At 61.7% G+C, this 20,027-nt stretch carries 19 protein-coding genes and 1 pseudogene; 8 read left to right on the forward strand and 12 right to left on the reverse strand.

The window, feature by feature from the left end; genetic code table 11:
- Positions 1–27: 27 nt before the first annotated feature.
- Together P3T25_RS33525 and P3T25_RS33530 are read right to left on the reverse strand one after the other, a co-directional pair.
- Positions 28–465, reverse strand: coding sequence for a MarR family winged helix-turn-helix transcriptional regulator (locus P3T25_RS33525; protein WP_154566652.1), 438 nt, complete (start codon positions 463–465; stop codon positions 28–30).
- A 197-nt stretch (positions 466–662) separates the two neighbouring features.
- The gene (locus tag P3T25_RS33530; protein WP_171927560.1) at positions 663–1,712 is read right to left on the reverse strand and encodes an NAD(P)/FAD-dependent oxidoreductase; all 1,050 of its coding nucleotides are present in this window, start codon (positions 1,710–1,712) and stop codon (positions 663–665) included.
- 260 nt (positions 1,713–1,972) lie between these two features.
- On the opposite strand from P3T25_RS33530, the gene P3T25_RS33535 reads away from it, so the two are divergent.
- Together P3T25_RS33535 and P3T25_RS33540 are read left to right on the forward strand one after the other, a co-directional pair.
- Positions 1,973–3,082: a porin gene (locus P3T25_RS33535; protein ID WP_429361297.1), complete on the forward strand. Its 1,110-nt coding sequence runs from the start codon at positions 1,973–1,975 to the stop codon at positions 3,080–3,082.
- A 2-nt stretch (positions 3,083–3,084) separates the two neighbouring features.
- On the forward strand, positions 3,085–4,203 hold the full coding sequence (locus P3T25_RS33540; protein ID WP_233468940.1) for a nucleoside hydrolase: 1,119 nt from the start codon (positions 3,085–3,087) through the stop codon (positions 4,201–4,203).
- Between the two features lie 62 nt (positions 4,204–4,265).
- Here P3T25_RS33540 and P3T25_RS33545 read toward each other — a convergent pair whose 3' ends face one another.
- Positions 4,266–5,192 carry a LysR family transcriptional regulator gene (locus tag P3T25_RS33545; RefSeq protein WP_429361300.1) on the reverse strand — a complete coding sequence of 309 codons (927 nt, stop codon included), beginning with the start codon at positions 5,190–5,192 and terminating at the stop codon, positions 4,266–4,268.
- 83 nt (positions 5,193–5,275) lie between these two features.
- Here P3T25_RS33545 and P3T25_RS33550 point away from each other — a divergent pair, with 83 nt between their 5' ends.
- Together P3T25_RS33550 and add are read left to right on the forward strand one after the other, a co-directional pair.
- Entirely contained in the window at positions 5,276–6,622 is a 1,347-nt protein-coding gene (locus P3T25_RS33550; protein WP_429361302.1) for an NCS2 family permease, read from the forward strand.
- Between the two features lie 111 nt (positions 6,623–6,733).
- Complete coding sequence (gene add, locus P3T25_RS33555; protein ID WP_429361304.1) at positions 6,734–7,861, forward strand: adenosine deaminase; 1,128 nt, start codon at positions 6,734–6,736, stop codon at positions 7,859–7,861.
- A gap of 16 nt (positions 7,862–7,877) precedes the next feature.
- On the opposite strand, the gene P3T25_RS33560 is transcribed toward add, so the two are convergent.
- A complete protein-coding gene (locus tag P3T25_RS33560; protein WP_154566661.1) occupies positions 7,878–8,738 on the reverse strand; it encodes a LysR family transcriptional regulator in 861 nt (286 codons plus the stop codon).
- Positions 8,739–8,905: 167 nt separating this feature from the next.
- On the opposite strand from P3T25_RS33560, the gene P3T25_RS33565 reads away from it, so the two are divergent.
- Together P3T25_RS33565 and P3T25_RS33570 are read left to right on the forward strand one after the other, a co-directional pair.
- Positions 8,906–10,306 (forward strand): DHA2 family efflux MFS transporter permease subunit, encoded by a 1,401-nt coding sequence (locus tag P3T25_RS33565; protein ID WP_429361306.1) that lies wholly within the window; start codon positions 8,906–8,908, stop codon positions 10,304–10,306.
- A 409-nt stretch (positions 10,307–10,715) separates the two neighbouring features.
- Complete coding sequence (locus P3T25_RS33570; RefSeq protein ID WP_171927563.1) at positions 10,716–11,645, forward strand: LysR family transcriptional regulator; 930 nt, start codon at positions 10,716–10,718, stop codon at positions 11,643–11,645.
- Positions 11,646–12,128: 483 nt separating this feature from the next.
- Here P3T25_RS33570 and P3T25_RS33575 read toward each other — a convergent pair whose 3' ends face one another.
- The 3 genes from P3T25_RS33575 to P3T25_RS33585 form a co-directional block, all read right to left on the reverse strand.
- The gene (locus P3T25_RS33575) at positions 12,129–12,845 is read right to left on the reverse strand and encodes a Crp/Fnr family transcriptional regulator (protein ID WP_154563821.1); all 717 of its coding nucleotides are present in this window, start codon (positions 12,843–12,845) and stop codon (positions 12,129–12,131) included.
- A 219-nt stretch (positions 12,846–13,064) separates the two neighbouring features.
- On the reverse strand, positions 13,065–13,307 hold the full coding sequence (locus P3T25_RS33580) for a hypothetical protein (protein ID WP_171927565.1): 243 nt from the start codon (positions 13,305–13,307) through the stop codon (positions 13,065–13,067).
- 117 nt (positions 13,308–13,424) lie between these two features.
- Positions 13,425–13,676 (reverse strand): DUF1488 domain-containing protein, encoded by a 252-nt coding sequence (locus P3T25_RS33585; RefSeq protein ID WP_093644935.1) that lies wholly within the window; start codon positions 13,674–13,676, stop codon positions 13,425–13,427.
- Positions 13,677–14,081: 405 nt separating this feature from the next.
- On the opposite strand from P3T25_RS33585, the gene P3T25_RS33590 reads away from it, so the two are divergent.
- A complete protein-coding gene (locus tag P3T25_RS33590) occupies positions 14,082–15,161 on the forward strand; it encodes a glycosyltransferase family 2 protein (RefSeq protein ID WP_171927566.1) in 1,080 nt (359 codons plus the stop codon).
- Positions 15,162–15,268: 107 nt separating this feature from the next.
- Here P3T25_RS33590 and P3T25_RS33595 read toward each other — a convergent pair.
- Positions 15,269–15,682: pseudogene (locus tag P3T25_RS33595) on the reverse strand (ABC transporter permease subunit); the annotation flags it as partial.
- A 118-nt stretch (positions 15,683–15,800) separates the two neighbouring features.
- On the opposite strand from P3T25_RS33595, the gene P3T25_RS33600 reads away from it, so the two are divergent.
- Positions 15,801–16,022, forward strand: coding sequence for a hypothetical protein (locus P3T25_RS33600; RefSeq protein ID WP_054039606.1), 222 nt, complete (start codon positions 15,801–15,803; stop codon positions 16,020–16,022).
- A 125-nt stretch (positions 16,023–16,147) separates the two neighbouring features.
- On the opposite strand, the gene P3T25_RS33605 is transcribed toward P3T25_RS33600, so the two are convergent.
- The 4 genes from P3T25_RS33605 to P3T25_RS33620 all read right to left on the reverse strand — a co-directional run bounded on the left by P3T25_RS33605 (position 16,148) and on the right by P3T25_RS33620 (position 19,902).
- Complete coding sequence (locus P3T25_RS33605; RefSeq protein ID WP_154563811.1) at positions 16,148–17,461, reverse strand: MFS family transporter; 1,314 nt, start codon at positions 17,459–17,461, stop codon at positions 16,148–16,150.
- A gap of 187 nt (positions 17,462–17,648) precedes the next feature.
- Positions 17,649–18,128: a hypothetical protein gene (locus P3T25_RS33610; protein ID WP_429361311.1), complete on the reverse strand. Its 480-nt coding sequence runs from the start codon at positions 18,126–18,128 to the stop codon at positions 17,649–17,651.
- Positions 18,106–18,672, reverse strand: a complete 567-nt coding sequence (locus tag P3T25_RS33615; protein ID WP_154563807.1) for a nucleotidyltransferase domain-containing protein — start codon at positions 18,670–18,672, stop codon at positions 18,106–18,108. Before P3T25_RS33615 ends, P3T25_RS33610 begins: the two co-directional genes overlap by 23 nt.
- Positions 18,673–18,849: 177 nt before the next feature.
- Positions 18,850–19,902: a GSU2403 family nucleotidyltransferase fold protein gene (locus P3T25_RS33620; protein ID WP_429361313.1), complete on the reverse strand. Its 1,053-nt coding sequence runs from the start codon at positions 19,900–19,902 to the stop codon at positions 18,850–18,852.
- Positions 19,903–20,027 lie beyond the last annotated feature (125 nt).

Consider the following 20,027-nt stretch of genomic DNA (forward strand, 5'->3'; position numbering starts at 1 on the left):
TCGCAGCGTTGTTTGCCTCGTTGCTTGCTAGTCTTCGAGAAACTTGTTCAGCAGGCGGCGCAATTCCTCGAATTCGGCTTTGGTGAATTTCCTCAAACGCCCGTTCAGCACCGCCGGAGCAATCTGCGGAAGATGCTCGGCGACGTCCTCCCCTGCCTTCGTCAACTTCAGATTGACGACGCGCCGGTCCTCGATACTGCGCGAGCGCTCCAGCAGACCTTTGGTCTCGAGCTTGTCGAGCATGCGTGTCATCAAACCCGTGTCGATACCGAGATGTTTGGACAACTCGAACGGCGTGGTCGCAATGTCCTGACGCAACGACAGCAGGATGCCCATTTGCTGGCTGGTGATATCCAGATCTTTAAGCGCGGCGTCCATTTCCGTAATCAACACGTTGCGCGCCTTGTTGATGGCGAACCCCACACTGTTTGTCAGACCGAAACTCTCCGGCGTGTAGTGATCCATGCGTAGCTCCTTGTTGGTTGGAATCAATATATCTGCATAGTCAGATACTGTCAAATTTAAATTTGTAGAAGTCAGATTCATGAATGCAAGGCGGGACGACAAGTATGTGCAGACGAATCCATTGCGCGTGGGCCGATGATCGCGGGGCGGACCGCGGAGAACGGCCTCCCGCGCCGGCTGGACGATATAGCCCGCCGTCAGACCGCCGCGCCAACCTTTTCCGCCAGCTTCGCGTCGTAACTGGAATGGACGTGCACCCGCTTCTTCTCCGGATAGGCGTACGCGTATGCCTTGCGCAGCGCCAGCGACGCCTCGTGAAAACCGGACAGAATCAGCTTCTGCTTGTTTGGATAGTTGGCGATGTCGCCGACCGCGAAAATGCCGGGCCGCGAGCTTTCGTAGTTGGACGTATCCACGTCGACGCGGCCGCCGTGGATCGACAGATTCCACTGCGCGATTGGCCCGAGATCGGCAACCAGCCCGTACAGCACGACGAGTTGCTCGGTGTCGAGTTGCGTTTCGCCTTCGATATGCCGCAGCGCGATCGACTTCAGCGTATCGCCTTCGACGTTGAGCCCCGAAATCGCGCCGACGATGAAGTCCATCTCGCCGGCCTCGACCGCGCGCCGCATCGACTCGACGCTCGAATCCGCCGCACTGAAGCCGTTGCGACGATGCACCAGCGTTACGCGCCGCGCGACCTTGCGCAGTGCCAACGCCCAGTCGAGCGCGGAATCGCCGCCGCCGGCCACCACCACCGTCTTGCCGGCGAAATCGGCGAGACGTTGCACGCTGTAGTGCACGTGACGCGACTCCAGCGGCACGGCTTCCGCGAGCGTCAGTTTTTGCGGCACGAACGCGCCATTGCCGGCGGCAAGCAGAATCGCCGCCACGTCGAATACGAGGCCGCGGTCGGTGCACACGGTCCAGCGTCCATCGTCGCGCTGCTCGACCGACTCGACCCGTTGCTCGAGATGGATGGGCACATCGAACGGCTTGCATTGCGCCATCAAACGCTCGACCAGTTCGCGCGCGGTACACGAGGGAATTGCGGGAATGTCGTAGATCGGCTTGTCCGGATAGAGCTCGATGCACTGCCCGCCCACCTTGCCGAGCCCATCGACGATCTGGCACGACAGGCCGATTACACCGGCTTCGAAAGCGGCAAAAAGGCCGACAGGCCCGGCGCCGACAATCAGGACATCGGAGCGAATCGGTTGCAAAAGCGGGTCTGTTGCGGACGTCATTCGGAGTCTCATGGGGTAGATCGATGATCCACCATACAGAATCGCCCGAAGCCCGGCAACGATGCCATTACAGGCGATAAGGACGCTTGAGTTCAGCAGGCCTCGGACCGCCAGCGGCGCACGGAGACCTCGTTGAATAGATTAAATTTATGGAACTATAAGAAAACAACATTATTTTTATAGCCGACGGCTTCGTATAGTCGAGCCCAGTTCGAATGCGCCCTCCGCTCGGCGCCCTCCTTTCCCGCTACTGGACCACGATGAAACTACTCAAGTTCGCCCCTCTCGCGATTGCCGGCGCGCTCTCCAGCGCCGCCCATGCGCAAAGCAGCGTGACGCTGTATGGCCTGATTTCGGCGGGCGTCGGCTATGCGACGAATCAGGGCGGCAAGAACGCGTGGCAGGCACTTTCGGGGACCAACCAGAACCCGCGCTGGGGTTTGAAGGGCATCGAAGATCTGGGCGGTGGCACGACCGCGATCTTCCAACTGGAAAACGGCTTTAACGTGATGACCGGCACCGCGTCGCAAAACGGCCGCGAATTCGGCCGGCAGGCGTTCGTCGGGCTCGCCAGCAAGACGTACGGTACGTTGACCTTCGGCCGTCAGTACGACACGGTGCACGACTACGTCGGCCCGGTGATCATCGCGAGCAACGGCGTCAACATCGGCGACAACGACAACGGCTATAACGATATCCGCGTGCAGAATGCGGTGAAATACGTGACGCCCGACTATCACGGCCTGAAGGCCACCGCCGAGTACGGTTTCAGCAACGCCACCGGTTTCGCCAACAACAATGCGTACAGCTTCGGTGCCGGTTACGAGAACGGCCCCCTGAAGTGGAGCGTGGTCTACGCGCAGTACAACCACCCGTTTAGCGCGACCAATCCGGACGGCGCGATTTCGAACGACTATGCGTCGTCGCTGCTTATCTTCGCGAAGAGCGCACTGCATCCGGCCGCGTATGCGAGCAAGCAGCGCATCTTCGGCACGGGCGGCTTCTATACGGTCGGCCCTGCGCAATTTGCAGCGCTCTTCACCGATGTCCGCTACGATTATCTCGACGGTTCGCATCTGCATTTGCAGAACTACAACCTGAACCTGAACTACCACGTGACGCCCGCGCTCGTTCTCGGCGCAGCGTATGCCTTCACTGACGGCAAATACGATGTGATCAACACGAGCCCCAAATGGCATCAGGTCAATCTGCAAGCCGACTATTTCCTGTCGAAACGCACCGACGTCGCGCTGACGGTGATCGCGCAGCAAGCTGCTGGCGACGCGCAACACGCGCAGATTTTTGCCTATGCGCAATCCACCGGCATCCGTCAAATGATCACGACGGTCGGCATGCGCCACGTATTCTAACGATGATGAACGCCTTCGATCCAACGCAGGACCGGCGCGCGTTTTTGCGCACGGCCATGGGACTGGCTGCGGGTGCATCGGCGTGGCCGATGCTGGCCGCCGCTTCAGGTGTTGCCGGAGCGGCTGACGCGGCCAGTGGCACGTCCTCTTCGAGCGCCCCCGCCTTGCAAAGCGGCACGCGCCGCAGCGTGATCATCGATTGCGATCCCGGTCAGGACGACGCGATTGCGATCCTGTTCGCCCTCGGCGCGAGCGACCGGCTCGACGTGCGCGCGATCACAACGGTCGCGGGCAACGTGCCACTGAACCTCACCGAACGCAACGCGCGCATCGTGCGTGACTGGGCCGAGCAGTCGCAATCGCTGCCGGTCTATGCCGGCTGCCCGAGTCCGCTCACGCGCGAACTGATCACGGCCGCCAACGTGCACGGCAAGACCGGTCTCGAAGGTGTGCCGCTGCATGAACCGCTCGCGCCTCTCGCGTCGCAGCATGCGGTCGCCTTCCTCATCGACACCTTGCGCGCGGCGCCGCCGCATAGCGTGACGCTGTGCGCGCTCGGGCCGTTGACCAACCTCGCTACCGCGTTCGCCGAAGCACCGGAGATCCGCAACGGCATCCGCGAAATCGTGCTGATGGGCGGCGCCTTCTTCGAGCGCGGCAACATCACGCCCGCGGCCGAGTTCAACATCTATGTCGACCCGCAGGCCGCGCAAGTCGTGTTTGCGAGCGGTGTGCCGATCGTCGTGCTGCCGCGCGACGTCGCCGTGAAAGCGCCGATCACGCCGGCCCGGATCGCGCCGATTCGCGCGCTCGGCAATCGCTGCGGCACCATGGCCGCCGACATCATGGCCGCGGAAGTCGCGTATCAGAAGGGACGCCGGGGCATTGAAGAAGCGCCCATGTACGACCCCTGCGCGACCGGCTACCTGATCGAGCCGTCCCTGTTCAAGGGACGCGAGGTCAACGTGATGATCGAGACAGTCGGCGAATGGACGCTCGGTGAAACCGTAGTGGACTGGAGCGGACACAGCGGCCGCAAGCCGAACGCGACCTGGATCACCGAAGTCGACGCGGACGGTTTTTATGCCGCCTTGCGCGCACGGCTCGCCACACTGCCGTGAAGCGGCGAACGCGTGAACTCGTGAAAGGCTCGGTAACGGTCATGCATACCGCACGCGTTGTGTCAGATATGCGCGGCGAGCCATTCGCGGCAAGCACGCACGTGCGGGCCGCGGTCGTCGCCGGCGAGCGAAATCAGTGCGATCGAACGGGTGACGCGCGGCTTGTCGAGGCGCAACGCGATCAGTTCCGTGTCGTGCAGATGCATGGTGTAGAGACTGGGCAGCACTGCTATCGCCAGACGGTTGCGCACGAGTTCGTACAACGGCTCCGTGTACTCGACGCGGTAGGCGACCGTCAGTTGCAGACCTTCGGCCCCGCCGGTGCGCTGCAATGCATCGCTGACGCTGCCGCGCACGAACACCGCGAGGTCGCGGCCCACCAGCTTTGCCCACGCGAGGCTCTTTTTCTGCGCGAGCGGATCGTCGCGCCGCACCACCACCACGATCTGATCCTCGAACAGGTCCTGGTAGCGCAACGCGGCTTCGCCGTCGTTGTCCGCCGCGGCCGCATCGGGTTCGTGCACACCCACGCCGAAATCGACTGCCCCCTGGCGCACGGCATCAATCAAGGCGGTGTTCGGCATGTCGTTCAACGTGAAGCGCAGCGACGGTTGTTGTGCGCGCAACAAGGTGAGCGCGGGCAACAGGCGCGCCGCAGCCGACGGAATCAGTCCGATACGCACCGTCTGCACGCGTTCGGCGAAGGTGCTCGCCATATCGTCGAAGGTGCCGCGCGCCTGATTGAGCAGACGCTCCGCCAACGGCAACACGCTGGCGCCCGCATGCGTGAGCGTCAGCCGATGCGCGGAGCGCGCGAACAACGGGCCGCCGAGCAGGAACTCGATCTGCCGGATCGCCGCGGTCAGCGCAGGCTGCGTCAAGGCGAGCGACTGCGCGGCCTGCGTGAAGCTGCGTGCATGCGCAAGCGTCACGAAGTACTGGATTTGCCGCAGCGTGAGCGCGGGCAAGAGGGACGAACGGTCGGTCATGGAGAGCAATGCATCGACGCAATGCGCAGCAGTATAAATGGCGTGGTTACAGGATGAATCAATTGATCAATAACGAATCTTCAATGCCGACAGCAAACAACCTGGCACCCGCAGCGCGCGACGGCTGGCTCGAACGGCGTTTCGCACTCGTCGAACGCAAGACCAGCGTGCGTATCGAAACGATCGCCGGCATCACGTCGTTTCTGGCGGCCGCCTATCTGCTGGTGGTGATTCCGTCGCTGCTGTCGGCGGGCGGCATGGATCGCGGCGCGGCGACGACCGCAACGATTCTGGTGTTCGTGCTGAGCACGGTGCTGATGGCGCTGTATGCGAATCTGCCGTTTCTGGTGGGGCCCGGCATCGGCGGCTCGGTGATTCTCGGCATTACGCTCGCAGGCGAGCATGTCGCGTGGCAGACGGGCCTCGGCATCGCCTTCGTGTCCGGCGTGCTGTTTCTGATCCTGACGCTGGTGGGCGCGCGCAGTCTCGTGGTGCGGCTGATTCCGGCGCAAATCAAGCTTGGGCTTGGCGCCTCGATCGGCTTGTTCATCGCGGTGCTCGGCTTCCGTAATGCGGGGATGGTGGTCGCCAACGCGAAAACCAATGCGCTCGCGCTCGGCGATTTCTCGCGGCCCGGCACCCTGGTCGCCTTGATCGGCCTTGGCGCGGCTGTCGTGCTGCAGGGCCGCCGCGTGCCCGGCGCGATCTTGTGGGCGATCCTGATTGCGGCCGCTGCCGGTGTGCCGCTCGGTGTCACACATATGCCCGCGTCGTTTCTGTCGTGGCCGCATAGCATCGCGCCGATTGCGTTCAAGCTCGACATTGCGAGCGCATTGAGCGTGGCCGCCATTCCGTATCTGTTCGTGTTCTTCGCGGCGGAGTTTTTCTCGACGCTCGGCACCACGCTCGCAGTCGGCGCCAAAGCGGATCTGCTCGACGAAAACGCGAATCTGCCGAATATCAACCGCCCGTTTCTCGTCGATTCGATTGCGGCGACGCTCGGTCCGGTGTTCGGCATTCCGGCGCTCACGGCGCTGGTGGAATCCGCGGCAGGTGTTGAAGCGGGTGGACGTACGGGCCTTTCTTCGCTCGCGGCCGCCGCGATGTTCGCACTAGTGCTGTTGTTCGTGCCGGTCGCGCTGGCCATTCCGAAAGAAGCCACCGCGCCCGCGTTGATCCTGATCGGACTGTCGATGTTCAGCACGATCCGCCATACACATTTCGACGACTTCAGCGACTCGTTGCCGGTTCTTTCGATGGTGCTGCTCACGTTGATGTCGAACAGTTTCGGCACCGGCATTGCGGGCGGTCTGCTCTGCTATGTGCTCGTCAAGCTGCTCGCCGGACGTTTCCGTGAAGTACCGTGGGGCCTCTATGTGCTGGCCGTGCCGCTCGGCTATTACTTCTATACCGTGGTCAAGCCGCATTGAGATTTGCACCTTGGCAACTTTGTTACCCGACTTTGCTGCACATTTTTATCCTGCATTCGCACTAAACTGAATTAGCGTCGAGTTTTACGCACTACCGAAAACCATACCGACATGAAAGAGACATTGGGCAACGTGCCCGCATCGCGCCTTGGCATTACGCTCACCGATGCCCATCGCGCCTTCTTCACCGCCCTGCCGAAGGTCGAATTGCATTGCCACCTGCTGGGCGCGGTGCGTCACGAGACCTTTATCGCGCTCGCTGAAAAGAGCCGCGCGCCGATCGACCGCGAAGAGATCGACGCGTTCTATACTCGCGGCGAAAAGCCCGTCGGCGTGCTGCGTGTGCTGCGCGCGCTCGACGAGCATCTGCTCACGCATGCGGACGACCTGCATCGCATCGCCTACGAATATCTCGCCGATGCCGCCGCACACCAGGTGCGTCATAGCGAATTCTTCTGGAATCCTACCGGCACGGTGCGCGTCTCGAAGATTCCCTATGCGGATGCGCAAGCGGCCATCGTCACCGCGATTCGCGACGCCGCGCGTGACTTCGGCATCAGCGCGCGACTGATCCCGAGCATCGACCGCGAAGCCGATCCCGACGAAGCGGTCGCGCTGGTCGACTGGATGTGCGCGCATCGCGCGGACGAAGTAGCGGGCCTCGGCATCGACTATCGCGAGAACGACCGGCCACCTGAGTTGTTCTGGAAGGCGTACCGCAATGCGCGCAACGCCGGCTTCAAGACCACCGCGCATGCGGGCGAATTCGGCATGCCATGGCGCAATGTCGAGACTGCCGTGGACCTGCTCCATTGCGACCGGATCGATCACGGCTATACGATCGTCGACAACCCGCAGTTGGCGGCCCAATACGCGGAACGCGGCATCGTGTTCACCGTGGTGCCGACCAACTCCTACTATTTGCGCACGCTCGCCCCGGAAGTCTGGGCCGAACAGCATCCGATGCGGCACATGCCGGGTCTGGGCCTGAAAATTCACCCGAACACCGACGACCCGACACTGCACAAAGTGACGCCAAGCGAAGCATGGCAATTGATGTATAGCCACTTCGGCTTCAGCATCGCCGAGTTGCGGCAGTTCATGTTGAACGGCATCGACGGCGCATGGGTCGACGATGCAACGCGCCACGCATGGCGCGCGGCGTGGGGTGTGGAGTTTGACGCGTTAGCGGCGGGGCCTTGCCCGCTTAAGTGCGGACAGTGCCTCGGCTCAGGCTAGCCACTCCCACGCGGTTTCATTCACCAATCCACGACCCGCGCAAATCGCTGTCGTGCAGCAATTGCAGCAACGTGCCCGCCGGACGGCTCAGCCGTTTGGCGGCCAGCGCGATGAATTCCACCGAGGGCAGTGTCGGCAGACTGGCCGCGTTGAGCGGCGGTGTCAGGCCCCGCGCGGCCAGATACTGTGGCCGAACCGTGATACCGAGCCCGCCTCGCGCAGCCGCAATGCAGCCCGAGTGACTGCTGCTCGTACACACCACCTGCCAGCTAAAACCGGCTTCGGCGAGCGCGTCGAGCACCACCGCCCGTGTCACGCTCGGCTCCGCGACCAGAATCAGCGGCAACGGCTGGCTAAGATCGACCAGTGTGCCGGTGCGCGCCAGCCACTCCAGCCGCCCCGTGAACAGCGGCACGCCGCGCCGGTCACCCAGACGGCGCTTGCCGACCAGCAGATCGATCGAGCCGGCGTCCAGCAACTCATACAGCTTGCCGGTCATGCCGATCGTGATTTCCAGTTCGACATCGGGATGCGCGTCGCGAAACGCCGCCAGCACCGTAGGCAGCGGCCCGAGCGCGACGTCGTCCGATGAACCGAGTCGCACGCGCCCTTTCAGGCGCGGCGCGCGAAACTGCGATTCGGCCCGCGCGAGCGCTTGCAGGATCACGCTGGCGTGCGCGAGCATGGCCTCGCCGTCCGGCGTCATCGCGAGCGAATGGGTGTCGCGAACGAACAGGCGCCGCCCGACGCTCTGTTCGAGCCGGCGGATGTGTTCGCTAACGCTCGACTGCGTGAGGTCGAGTTGCCGCCCCGCCTCAGTGAAGCTATGGCAGGCCGCGACTGTCGCGAAGGTCTTGAGCCAGATGGGATTGAGCATGTCTGTCATTGTGACCCTGGTCATCGGCAAAGTCGATAACAGTCAACAACCCTAGTGGGGTTCCCGATCGACGACGATGTCAATATGATGACGGAATCCCCCCAACGATCGCTCCGAGCTCGGCCCGCCGGTCCGTCCGCCCCGCCGCCCCCGCAGCTCAATTGAACATGAACAAGGATTCAGCCCAGACCGCGCTACTCTGGATCGTCGCCGCCGGTTTTTTCATGCAGTCGCTCGACACGACGATCGTCAACACCGCGTTGCCGTCGATTGCGAACAGCCTGCACGTCGCACCCCTCGCGATGCAGCCGATCGTGGTTGCCTACACGCTGACCATGGCGATGCTCACCCCTGCGTCGGGCTGGCTCGCCGACCGCTTCGGCACGCGGCGCGTCTATTTCGTGGCGATTCTGATATTCGTGCTCGGATCGATCTGCTGCGCGAGCGCTCATACGCTCGGTCAACTGGTGATGGCGCGGGTCCTGCAAGGCCTGGGTGGCTCGATGCTGCTGCCGATCGGCCGGCTCGCCGTCCTGCGCAGCGTCTCGAGCGAGCAATACGTGTCGGCGCTCGCGTTCATTTCGATTGCCGGCCAGTTGGGGCCGATCGCCGGCCCGACACTCGGCGGCTGGTTCGTTGAGGCCATCACGTGGCACTGGATCTTTCTGATCAATGTGCCGATCGGTGCGTTGGGGCTCTACGCGGTGCAGCGGTTTTTGCCGGCGCATGGCGAAACCCAGGCGCCGCCGTTCGACTTCGTCGGTTGTGGGCTGCTGTCGCTGTGCATGATCGCGTTTTCGCTGGCCGTCGAGGCGCCGGTCGAGACGCATCGCGCGGCATGGTCGGCAGGTCTCTTCGCGCTCGCGGTAGTCAGCGCGCTCGCCTACATTCCACACGCAAAGCGCCGCAATAATCCGCTCTTCAAACTCTCGCTCTTTAGCGAACCGAATTTCAGCGTGGGTCTGATCGGCAACCTGGTGTGCCGCATCGGCTCGAGCGCCGTACCGTTTCTCGTGCCGTTGCTGCTGCAATTGCAACTCGGCTACACACCGCTGCATTCCGGCCTGATGATGCTGCCTGCCGCACTTGCCGGCACCCTCACCAAACGCTGGATTGCGCCGCTCGTGCGCCGCTACGGCTATGACACGTTCCTGCTCGTCAACACGACAATCGTGGGGTCGGCGATCGTTGCGTTCGCATTGATTACGCGTGGTACGCCGCTCATCGTCGAGATCGTGATTCTGGCGGTGTTCGGCGGCGCCAACTCCATGCAATTCGCGGCGATGAACAGCGTCACGCTCAAAGGCCTCTCGCATGAAGATGCCGGCAGCGGCAACAGCCTCTTTTCGATGGTGCAGATGCTGGCGATCGGCTTGGGTGTCTCGATCGGCGGCGGGCTGGTGAATCAGTTCTCCGCGCAATGGGGATCGGCGGCGCTCGGGTTCCGCCTGAGCTTCGTGTGCGTGGGCGTCATCACGCTGGTGTCCGCATGGGTGTTTCGCCATCTCGACGAAGCGCCCGTCACGCGCGACGTGCGTGGCCAGGCGACCCAAGGTGCGGGGCGCTGACTGCCGGCGTGGCGGATTCGCGTACGCGCCGGGCCCTGGCTACGCTGAGTCGGACCTGACCGAGGCCGACTCAGCGCACTGCCGCCGCTACCCTCAGTCCGGCAAACGGATGCCGGACAATCCCTCGCACGCTTCGCTCGAATAAAAACTCGCGACATGATGACGCTCTCCGTTGATCAGTCATATATGCCTGACGCATGGTGAGAACCGCGTTCCATCGTGCAGCAGGCGAACCCGTGCAGATTAGCGCCAAACGAGTGCCTGACGCGATAGCGCGGCTGTCATTCCACTCATGATGCGGTGTCATTGATTGGCTCGGACAGATGGCGTTTCCCGGCGTCGTCGCATGAATTCAAACAGTGTTTCGCGATAGCATGTCATGCATTAATGCATAACAAAGGAATATCACATGCCATTTGACGAGCGCATGCTGAACGGTATGGGCGTGCTGACGGCAATTGTCGACTGCGGCAGTTTTGCGGCGGCAGGCGAAGCACTCGACATGTCGCAATCCGGCGTCAGCCGTTCGGTTGCACGGCTCGAAGCACGCCTCGGCATCCGGCTATTCGACCGCACCACCCGCTCCGTCACGCTGACCGACGAAGGCCGGCGCTTCTACGAACAGATCGTGCCGCTGCTCGGCGGACTCGAAGAAGCGGCTGCTTCGGCGGCGCAGGGCGCCACGGCGGTTCGCGGACGTCTGCGCGTGAACATGGACCCGTTCTTTTCACGTCTCGTGCTGGGGTCGAGGCTCGGCGGCTTCATCGATAAGCATGCCGATCTGCAACTCGAATTGATCGCGCGTGACCAGTTAGGCGATATGGTTGCCGACGGTTTTGATCTTGCGATCCGTTTCGGCGACCCGCCGGTTTCGACGCTCATCGCGCGCAAGCTGCTCGACACGCGGGTTCTGACGGTCGCCGCGCCGTCGTATCTGAAGAAACATGGCCATCCGGCAAGCCCGGCCGAACTCGAAAGCGGCAGGCACGTGTGCATCAAGTTCCGCGATCCGCTAACGGGTTACCCGTTCAGTTGGGAGTTTCACCGCGGACGCAAGAAGACGGTGATTACGCCGCAAGGCCGCCTGACCGTGAACGACGTCGGCACCTTGCATAGCGTGTGCGCCGCGGGCCAGGGCGTCGCGCAGATTCTCGCCTTCGGCGCCGAGTCGTTGCTCGCCAGTGGCAAACTGGTCGAACTGTTTCCCGACTGGAGCGACGAGGTTTATCCGCTTTATGCGCTCTATCCTTCGCGACATCATCCGCCGGCCAAGGTGCGGGCATTCTTCGACTTCATCGTTTCGCTGACTGGCGCCCCGACACGCGAAACGACCGCTTGAATGGCGGCTGGGCGAGTGTGACGCGCCGGCAGCCATCGAGCAGCATCCGTGCGTTTATCGGCGTGGCGTTTTTCGGCCTGGAAAGCGCGACTTCGCATCTTGTACGCTAGCGTGCAGACACAATCTCGCGGTGCGCGCAGGCTAAGTGAAGGCACTCACAGCACGTACGGAAAAACTATGTCGAACTACCCATTTGAGAGCGAGCTCGCCCATCTCGAACAGATTATTCCCTTTCTCGTGTCTGCTCCGCCGTTGGGTCTGCCCTATTGGCGACGCCGGATTCTCGCCTTGTCGCCGCCTGAAGGACGTCTACCGGTTGGCAGTGTCCAACGTATCGGCAGGTTAATGGACGTATTCGAGGAAATCGAACGCAAGGCTTCACCGGACGCGGCGTCCACAGCAAGGACAACGACACGCTAGCGCGCTGGACGGCGAGCCGGATCAGCAAGCAGTGCTCGCCCTCACTTCGCCAGGGGGCGTTCGCTAGATCGCCTGCAATGCCGGTAACAGCCGGTCGAATTCGCGTTTGACCACCGCGTAGCATTCACACACGTGGGCCTCCAGACCGGGCCGGTCCAGCACGGTGATATGGCCGTGGCTATAGCGGATCAAGCCGGCGTTCTGCAGTTTGAGCGCCGCCGCAGTAACACCGGATCGGCGCACGCCGAGCATATTGGCAATGAGCTCCTGAGTCATACGCAATTCGTTCGACGGCAGGCGGTCGATGCTGAGCAGTAGCCAGCGGCACAATTGTTGATCGATCGAATGATGGCGGTTGCATACCGCGGTCTGCGCCATCTGGGTAATGAGTGCCTGCGTGTAGCGCAACAGAAGGCGCTGCATGGGCCCCCCGCGATTGAATTCGTCTTTCAGCATGCGGGCATTCAAGCGCCAGGCGCGGCCCGCGCTTTGCACGATCGCGCGGCTCGGCGTAGTCTCACCGCCCATGAACAGCGACACGCCGACAATGCCTTCATGTCCCACGATGGCGATCTCTGCCGAGGCGCCGTCTTCCATCACATAGAGCAACGAAATAATCGACGTGGTGGGGAAAAAGACGTGTTCGAGTTGACCGCCGGATTCGTAGATCACCTGACCTAACGGCAAATCGACTTCAACCAGATGCGACTCGATGCGCGCCCACTCCATTTCGGGCAACACCGCCAACAGGTGATTCGCTTTTGGGTCACCCTTGAGCATCGGTGGCTCCTTGCTGGGTTCCGGACGCGCCAGCGGCGCGGCTACGCATTGATCTGCGGAAACGGCGCAAGCACGCGTTCCGCTGCAGCGGTGATTATGAACCGCGCGCCGGACGCGCGGAATCGGGTAAAGCGCCCGCTTCGCTGCTGCCGTGAGCTTCAACGGGCACGGCACAAACAGAAAAACCGGCTTGGCGCCGGTTATTTTCGTTCCGAATGCCTACAGAGCGACGGGTTTCTTTTTGAGCATCAGGGGTCGGCGCGTTTGCATCAGCGTGCGTTTCGCACCCAGCCACTTCGTCACGTGCTTGACCCATTGCTTGGGCGCGGCTTCATTGCCCTGCCCCTGCTGCGGCTCGTTTGCCGCCGGTGCGGCCGTTTTTTCGCTTTCGGCGAGGCGTGCTGCTTCGCGCCGCCGTTTGCTGTCGGCAATTTCTTCTAGGTTGACCTGGTCATCATCCATGCTGGAACTCCCGCGACAAAGCAAGGCGAGACGCCGGTAGGCGCCGCGCTGCTTCGGCTGTGGAACAAGGCGGCGCACGGCAGGTCCGGTTGGACCTACCGCGCCGCGCTCGCTGTATCAAGAAATCGTGTAGCGGTTTTGCGGACCGCCGACATACAGACCGCGAGCGAGCGTGAGGATTTGCTCGCGATGACGGTCGAAGGCTGCCAGCACTGCCGGCTCGTCGGAGCCTGCGCTCGGGCTCAGATTCGAAATGACCGAATTGTTGACAGTGAAGGCGATTTCGCGCGCATTGTCATAGCCCCAGAAATTGACACAATGACGGAAGGCGTCATAGCTGCGGCTTGGGTTCGGGAAGTTGAGGGACATTTCACGCTCCCGTGGTGTTTTCCTTCTCCACGGTGCGCTGAATATGGGGCGCGGTCAAGGTGTTGTTTGTAAGTGTGGGTGTTAGTCGGGCAAGCTGCCCGAATGCCACGACGAAGGGCGCGATCAGTCGCCGGCAGACCGTTCCGGAAAAAACCCGACGAAGGCGAACCGTCAGTGAGTTGATTTATTAACCGCTGACCCAACCGCTAGCCCAAGCGGCTTTGATGCGTTTTGGCATCAAAGCCGCACAAATTTTCCCCTTCGAACCCCTTTCACAGCGCGGACATTTCTTCCGATTTATTACGGATTATTTTTTTCCTGCAATGGACTATTTTGCTGCATGCAGCAATGTGTGCGCAAAGCGAACCGGCTGCCGCCCCTTAACAGATAAGAACGGAGACGCCTGTGTTCACCTTCTCCACTCCTACGTCCCGCACCTCTCCCAAGGTTTCCATTTGCCTGCCCACCTACAATCGGCCTGAGTTGATCGTCGAGTGCATCGATTCGTGCCTCGCGCAGACGTATGGCAATCTGGAGATTGTGATCGGCGACGATTCAAAGGACGCACGCACCCAGCAGTTGATCGCGCAACGCTACGCGAACGAGCCACGCGTGCGCTATGCGAAGAACCAGCCGGCACTCGGCCAGGCTCGCAACGTTGCGAGTCTGTTCGCGCGCGCACGCGGCGACAAGATCCTGCTGATTCACGACGACGACCTGCTCACCACCGACGGCGTCGAAAAGCTGGTGTCGCTGTGGAAGCTTCATCCGCAGCTCGAAGTAGCCTTCGCCGATCAGTACGAGGCCGATCACACCGGCGCCGTCGACTTCGAAGGCAGTGCACGCCTGAACACCGCGTTTCGACGCACTCGGGACGCTGAAGGCTTGCAAGCTTTGCCGGGCAGAACCGGCCTGATCCAGATGTTCCCGAACAACGGCTGGATGGCGAACGCGGAGCTTGTCAAACGGATCGGCTACAGCGACCAGCACGGCATGTGCTGCGATTTCGTGTTCGGCACCGAACTCTGTCTCGCGGCGCGCGAGGTGTTTTATCTGCACGAATACGTGTCGGTGTATCGGAAGACCGCGACGTCGATCTCGCACAGCACGCGCGGCACGACGGTTGCCGCGACCGTCAGTGCGTATGCGTTCGTCAAGGCGCTGAAACTGCCGCCGCAACTGGAACCGTCACGCAAGCTGGCGTTGCGCCGTCTCGCGCCGATCGTCGTCTCGGTTCATGCGAACAATCGCCAGGTCATGCCCGGGTTGAAGATCGCGTTCACGCATCTCTTCGCCTACAACTATGGTTTCAGCACGCGGCTCTATTACCACCTGCTCATGCTCTCGCGTGCGGCCGTGAGCGTACGGCAGCGCGCAACGGTGGCTGCGGTGGTCGCGGCAGCACCGGCTGTCGTCACCGAACCAGCCGCCGCTGTGACGGAGCTCGTCACGGACCTCGTGACCGATCAATCCGAACTGGTCTGACGCTGCCGTAGCTGGAAGCGGCTGTCCGTTCCTTCGCCGCAGCGCGTTCCATCGGCCCAATCGCCGGACAAACATCGCTGCGGTTATAAGGCTTTACGGCTAGCCGCTTAGTCGCCAGACAACGCCTGGGTGGCGGCCGGTGCGCGTGGCCGCACGATGCGCTTGCGCCGCGTCAATGCATAAGTGGCGATGCGGTCAAGCGCCGTGCACAACACCAGATAGATGAAGCCGACGAACAAAAAAATCTGCGCGGGATAGACCATCAGCCGGTTGCTGACCTGCGTCGCGACGAACGACAACTCGCCGACGCCGACGATATACGCAAGCGAGGTGTCCTTCACCAGCGACACCCATTGATTCACGAACGAAGGCGCCATGATGCGCATCGCCTGCGGCAGCGACACATAGCGCAGTGTTTGCATCCGCGTGAGACCGAGCGAGAGCCCGGCTTGCCACTGGCCGTCGCCGACCGCACGAATGCCCGCGTGCACCGAGTGCGCGAGGTACGCACCGCCGATCAATAAGCGCGTTTTCTGCTAAGCATCCACTCATTAGCAAACGTGTATTTGTCGCTTGGGCTTGCACGCGCGACTGATTAGGATGGGCCTCGAAGCGTCATCAGCCCGGAGGTTAATCGCCATGTCCGACAGTGCCTGTTTCAAGCCGCGTGTGATCGAGCCGGTCGTCGTCAATCAGCCGGAAGGACTGGGGCTTGCCGTGGAGTTGTGGCTTGCGCATCCCGTCGATGGGATCGCAGGGCGCGCCGTGCAGATTCATCTGCGCAGCGATGCGAAGATGGCGCAAGCCGAGTCGCTGCGCGACCTGCTTCATGCGCTGGGAACGGAGATTGTGGTGGCTTGAGCGTGCGCTTCGCGCCGTGCTTTCCGATGCGATAAAAAAACGGCGGCCGGGTTGCCCCGGGCCGCCGTCCTCAAAGAGCGCTCATGCGCGCTCTTCGAGCGTATCGCTGAAGCTCAATCTCACGCTCAAGGCTCAAGGCGCAGATAGCCTTCTTTCGAAGGATCGCGCATGCGCAGCGACACGAGACCTGCGATCGCGCACAGCGCGGTCACATACCAGTAGAACGTCGACTCGCTGCCCACCGATTTCAGCCACAGCGCGACGTATTCCGCCGAGCCGCCGAAGATCGCATTGGCCACCGCATACGACAACCCGACGCCGAGCGCGCGCACTTCCGGCGGGAACATTTCAGCCTTGATCAGGCCGCTGATCGACGTATAGAAGCTGACGATCGCCAGTGCCACGACGACAAGGCCGAAGGCCGCATACGGGCTCGTCACGTCTTTCAACGCGTGCAGCAGCGGCACCGTGCCGATGGTCGCAAAGAAGCCGAAGAACAGCATCGAACGACGGCGGCCGATGCGATCCGACAACGCGCCGAACGCCGGTTGCATGACCATGTAGACGAACAGCGCCGCGGTCATCACGTTGCTGGCCGTCTTGGCGTGCATACCGGCCGTGTTGACCAGGTACTTCTGCATGTACGTCGTGAACGTGTAAAAAATCAGCGAGCCGCCGGCCGTAAAGCCGAGCACCGTCGCGAATGCACCCTTGTGCAACCACAAGCCGCGCAGCGTGCCGGCTTCCTTGCGTTGGCGCGTTTCAGCCGTGGTCGTTTCTTCGAGCGATTTACGCAGATACAACGCGACCAGCGCCGCCAACGCACCGATCACGAACGGCACGCGCCAGCCCCACGCTTTCAGTTCTTCGGTGGAGAGGGTTTGTTGCAGGACCACCAGCACCAGCAGCGCGCACAACTGGCCGCCGATGAGCGTGACGTACTGGAACGACGCGAAGAACCCGCGACGGCCCTTGAGCGCGACTTCACTCATATAGGTGGCGCTGGTGCCGTACTCACCGCCCACCGACAGGCCCTGGAACAGGCGCGCGACCAGCAGCAGCGCCGGCGCCAATGCGCCGATCTGCGCATACGTGGGCAACACCGCGATCACGAGCGAGCCACCGCACATCATGAACACCGACACCATCATCGCGGTCTTGCGCCCGTGCTTGTCGGCGAGCCGGCCGAAGAACCAGCCGCCGATCGGGCGCATCAGGAAGCCCGCGGCGAAGACGCCGGCGGTGTTGAGCAACTGCGTGGTGGTGTTGCCGCTCGGGAAGAAGGCCGGCGCGAAATACAGCGCGCAGAACGAGTACACGTAGAAGTCGAACCACTCGACTAGATTGCCCGATGAAGCGCCAACGATCGCGAAGATGCGGCGGCGGGTGTCGTGTGCGTCGTAAGTCCTGGCGACGGTTTGGTCGGATAGGTCGGTCATGCTGTTGTCTTCCTTGTCTTTTAACGGAGGTAGCGGTCGTGGCGCCGCCTTCACAACGCGCGCATCGAGGTGCCGCGGTGGCACCTATAGCGCGCGTGCGCGAATTTTACAGAATGGCAAGGGAAAGATGGGGGGTTGTTAGGGGCAACGGGGCACTGGGCGGCATGATGCTGCAGCGCGGCATCGGTTATGGCTTGTCGGCTTTCAGCGCGTACCAGCTTGGCCATTGCTGCCTGATCAGTGCCTTGACGTTGCCCACAATCGCGATCAGGTCTTCGACAGCCTTAACCGACGGCGGCGGCGCAGGCGATTCATAGATTTTCTCGTTGCGTTGCCGCGCGGCGTATTCAATCTCCGAACGGTCGTCGAGATCGAGGTCCGGTTTGACGTGATCGAGCAAGGTTCCGATTACCTTAATACGGTGGCCATCCCCGCCACCTGGCGCCAGGCCATGGATGTAAATAAATCCAACAGCCAACGCGTGCACCGCTTCATAGGCATTGGCATAGCGCACGATGGGCGAATGTCTGTCGTCCTTTGCCGCCTGGAAAAACGACGCGGCGTTGCGGCGAAACTGCACGGCGTTCGCCGCGGTGAACGGCGTCTTACGGACGTACGCGGCGTTGAGCATGCCGGTTAGCTTTTCAGTCAGTTGAAGTGGAAACATCGAGCATGATTTTCGGGCCTTGATCGATTGACTCTAGCACGGGATCCGAGCGGCGCTTTTGCTCCCACTCATGCTCCGGGTACACGCTCACGTGGATTTCCCTGCCAAGCGCCTCACCTGCCACGTCGAGTTCGCGTTGCACGCGGCCGAGACGCGCGTCGCCGATCACCATGACGTCGATGTCACTAGCGGACCCAGCCGTTCCAGCGGCCATCGAGCCGAAGATGAACGCGTACTTTATTTTGTCGCTGATCATGGCCAGCGCGCGCTCGATCGGCTCCTTCAGGCCAAAGCTCTTGACCGCGATTTGTCGCAGCTCCGGGTAAAGCGGATGCTGAGTGTTCGCCTGGTAAAGCGCACGTCCGCCGGACTGCTGAAGGACCACGTCACCTGCAAGCAATTTCGCGACGAAGTCCTGAGTGGAGCTTCGGCCGCCACCGCTCAACTCGAACAATTCAGAAAGCGAATAAGCGCGTTCCGGGTTCAGAACAAACGCGCCCAGAATGCGCTGCTGTTTAGGTGTGAGAAGAAAGTCCGCGAGCATCAAATACCCTTTTTCGGTACTTTGTTACCGGAAATCGGTATTTGAAATTAAATACCGGAAACCGGTAAAATAGTACCGTTTTCCGGTAAAAGACGCAATGCGACGGCGGCATCGCGCATGTCGTCATCGAGCACCGAGAACAGACGCATCTCGCGGATCAGATGCGGCGGATGTCGCTCATCCCGAGAGGCTCGTTGCAAGCTCTTCGAGCCCGGCTTCGTGAGCGTCACGCATTAACGCTTCGACTTCAGGCAAGGTGCGGCGCACAAGTGCTCGCGCCGATCGCGGAAGTTCGGCGCAGGCGTCTTCGATGTCGCCGGTGCGATGTTCACCGAGCATGGCCAGCAATACCGACGCCTGGCGCACATCCTTTTGCGACTTGACGAGCGTGTTCGTTCGCAGGCGCGACACGAGTAGTTTGTGAATGGCAAAGCGGGCTGCGTCAGGCACGCGCACGGGCACAGCGCCATGCCGTGACACGAGCGTTCCGGCCTGGGATCGGCCTAGCAGGTAGGCCAGATACGGCAAGCCCGTGGCATGCGCATTGAGCTCGGCCACAGGCACCGTGGGAAACGAATCGTCATGCGAGGGAACCAGCAAGTCGACATGAAAGCGCGACTTCCCTGCCTCTGTAAACGATGTGGACGCCTCGCCGCGTTTCATGGCAGGGACCGGCACGAAGTTAATTCCAGTCTCCTTGAGCATCGCGAGCAGTCCGCCTTCGGGAAGATTGACGAGCGCGAGCTGATGCCGGCGCGCGATATCGATATCCTCGGTCTCGTATGAGACGGCCTTGATGCCGAGCGAGTTGAGAATCACGGCGTAAGCGTGCGAGCCGACCAGCACAGCCCCGGCCTCGAAAAGGCCGTAATTGTAAAGAACGCCGACGGTAGCGTAGGTTTTGTTGTCTGCAAGTTGAAAACCCAGCTTGCCGAGATCGCGGATTCGCGAGATGAGATCCTTGCTCAGATCGATGCTTTGCCGCACCTCCTCCACCCGGCTATCCACCTCTGGATCGCCCTTTGGACCGCCAAGGCTCTCCTCCTGCTTCTTGCCTTCCGGCCCCATGTACTGACGGGCGTAGTAGATAGCCCCGCCCCGTTTATGTTCGATAACCGTTCCGGGCGCGCCCATCAGGACCTTGTCCTGAGTGGCCGCGGCCTGTTCGATGTTGGCGAACTGGGAGCAGTAGGCTTGCTCTTGCTGCTCGTAGAGAGGAAAAGGCGGCATGGGACCTTTCAGTAATTTTTTATATTTTACTGAAAAATGCCCGTCTGTGGTTTTTTCAGTACTTTTTCACGAATTACTGAAAAACGGAGGCCAGGCGACCAGCCAGACTCCGAATGACGAAAGCC

The sequence above is a fragment of the Paraburkholderia sp. GAS32 genome, from assembly GCF_050434225.1.
In the GTDB taxonomy this organism is placed as follows: domain Bacteria; phylum Pseudomonadota; class Gammaproteobacteria; order Burkholderiales; family Burkholderiaceae; genus Paraburkholderia; species Paraburkholderia madseniana.

What these genes read in the sequence shown, in the direction of transcription:
- P3T25_RS33525 (WP_154566652.1), bottom strand. Translation starts at nt 465, where the DNA reads ATGGATCACTACACGCCGGAGAGTTTCGGTCTGACAAACAGTGTGGGG.
- P3T25_RS33530 (WP_171927560.1), bottom strand. Translation starts at nt 1,712, where the DNA reads ATGACGTCCGCAACAGACCCGCTTTTGCAACCGATTCGCTCCGATGTC.
- P3T25_RS33535 (WP_429361297.1), top strand. Translation starts at nt 1,973, where the DNA reads ATGAAACTACTCAAGTTCGCCCCTCTCGCGATTGCCGGCGCGCTCTCC.
- P3T25_RS33540 (WP_233468940.1), top strand. Translation starts at nt 3,085, where the DNA reads ATGATGAACGCCTTCGATCCAACGCAGGACCGGCGCGCGTTTTTGCGC.
- P3T25_RS33545 (WP_429361300.1), bottom strand. Translation starts at nt 5,192, where the DNA reads ATGACCGACCGTTCGTCCCTCTTGCCCGCGCTCACGCTGCGGCAAATC.
- P3T25_RS33550 (WP_429361302.1), top strand. Translation starts at nt 5,276, where the DNA reads ATGCCGACAGCAAACAACCTGGCACCCGCAGCGCGCGACGGCTGGCTC.
- add (WP_429361304.1), top strand. Translation starts at nt 6,734, where the DNA reads ATGAAAGAGACATTGGGCAACGTGCCCGCATCGCGCCTTGGCATTACG.
- P3T25_RS33560 (WP_154566661.1), bottom strand. Translation starts at nt 8,738, where the DNA reads ATGCTCAATCCCATCTGGCTCAAGACCTTCGCGACAGTCGCGGCCTGC.
- P3T25_RS33565 (WP_429361306.1), top strand. Translation starts at nt 8,906, where the DNA reads ATGAACAAGGATTCAGCCCAGACCGCGCTACTCTGGATCGTCGCCGCC.
- P3T25_RS33570 (WP_171927563.1), top strand. Translation starts at nt 10,716, where the DNA reads ATGCCATTTGACGAGCGCATGCTGAACGGTATGGGCGTGCTGACGGCA.
- P3T25_RS33575 (WP_154563821.1), bottom strand. Translation starts at nt 12,845, where the DNA reads ATGCTCAAGGGTGACCCAAAAGCGAATCACCTGTTGGCGGTGTTGCCC.
- P3T25_RS33580 (WP_171927565.1), bottom strand. Translation starts at nt 13,307, where the DNA reads ATGGATGATGACCAGGTCAACCTAGAAGAAATTGCCGACAGCAAACGG.
- P3T25_RS33585 (WP_093644935.1), bottom strand. Translation starts at nt 13,676, where the DNA reads ATGTCCCTCAACTTCCCGAACCCAAGCCGCAGCTATGACGCCTTCCGT.
- P3T25_RS33600 (WP_054039606.1), top strand. Translation starts at nt 15,801, where the DNA reads ATGTCCGACAGTGCCTGTTTCAAGCCGCGTGTGATCGAGCCGGTCGTC.
- P3T25_RS33605 (WP_154563811.1), bottom strand. Translation starts at nt 17,461, where the DNA reads ATGACCGACCTATCCGACCAAACCGTCGCCAGGACTTACGACGCACAC.
- P3T25_RS33610 (WP_429361311.1), bottom strand. Translation starts at nt 18,128, where the DNA reads ATGTTTCCACTTCAACTGACTGAAAAGCTAACCGGCATGCTCAACGCC.
- P3T25_RS33615 (WP_154563807.1), bottom strand. Translation starts at nt 18,672, where the DNA reads ATGCTCGCGGACTTTCTTCTCACACCTAAACAGCAGCGCATTCTGGGC.
- P3T25_RS33620 (WP_429361313.1), bottom strand. Translation starts at nt 19,902, where the DNA reads ATGCCGCCTTTTCCTCTCTACGAGCAGCAAGAGCAAGCCTACTGCTCC.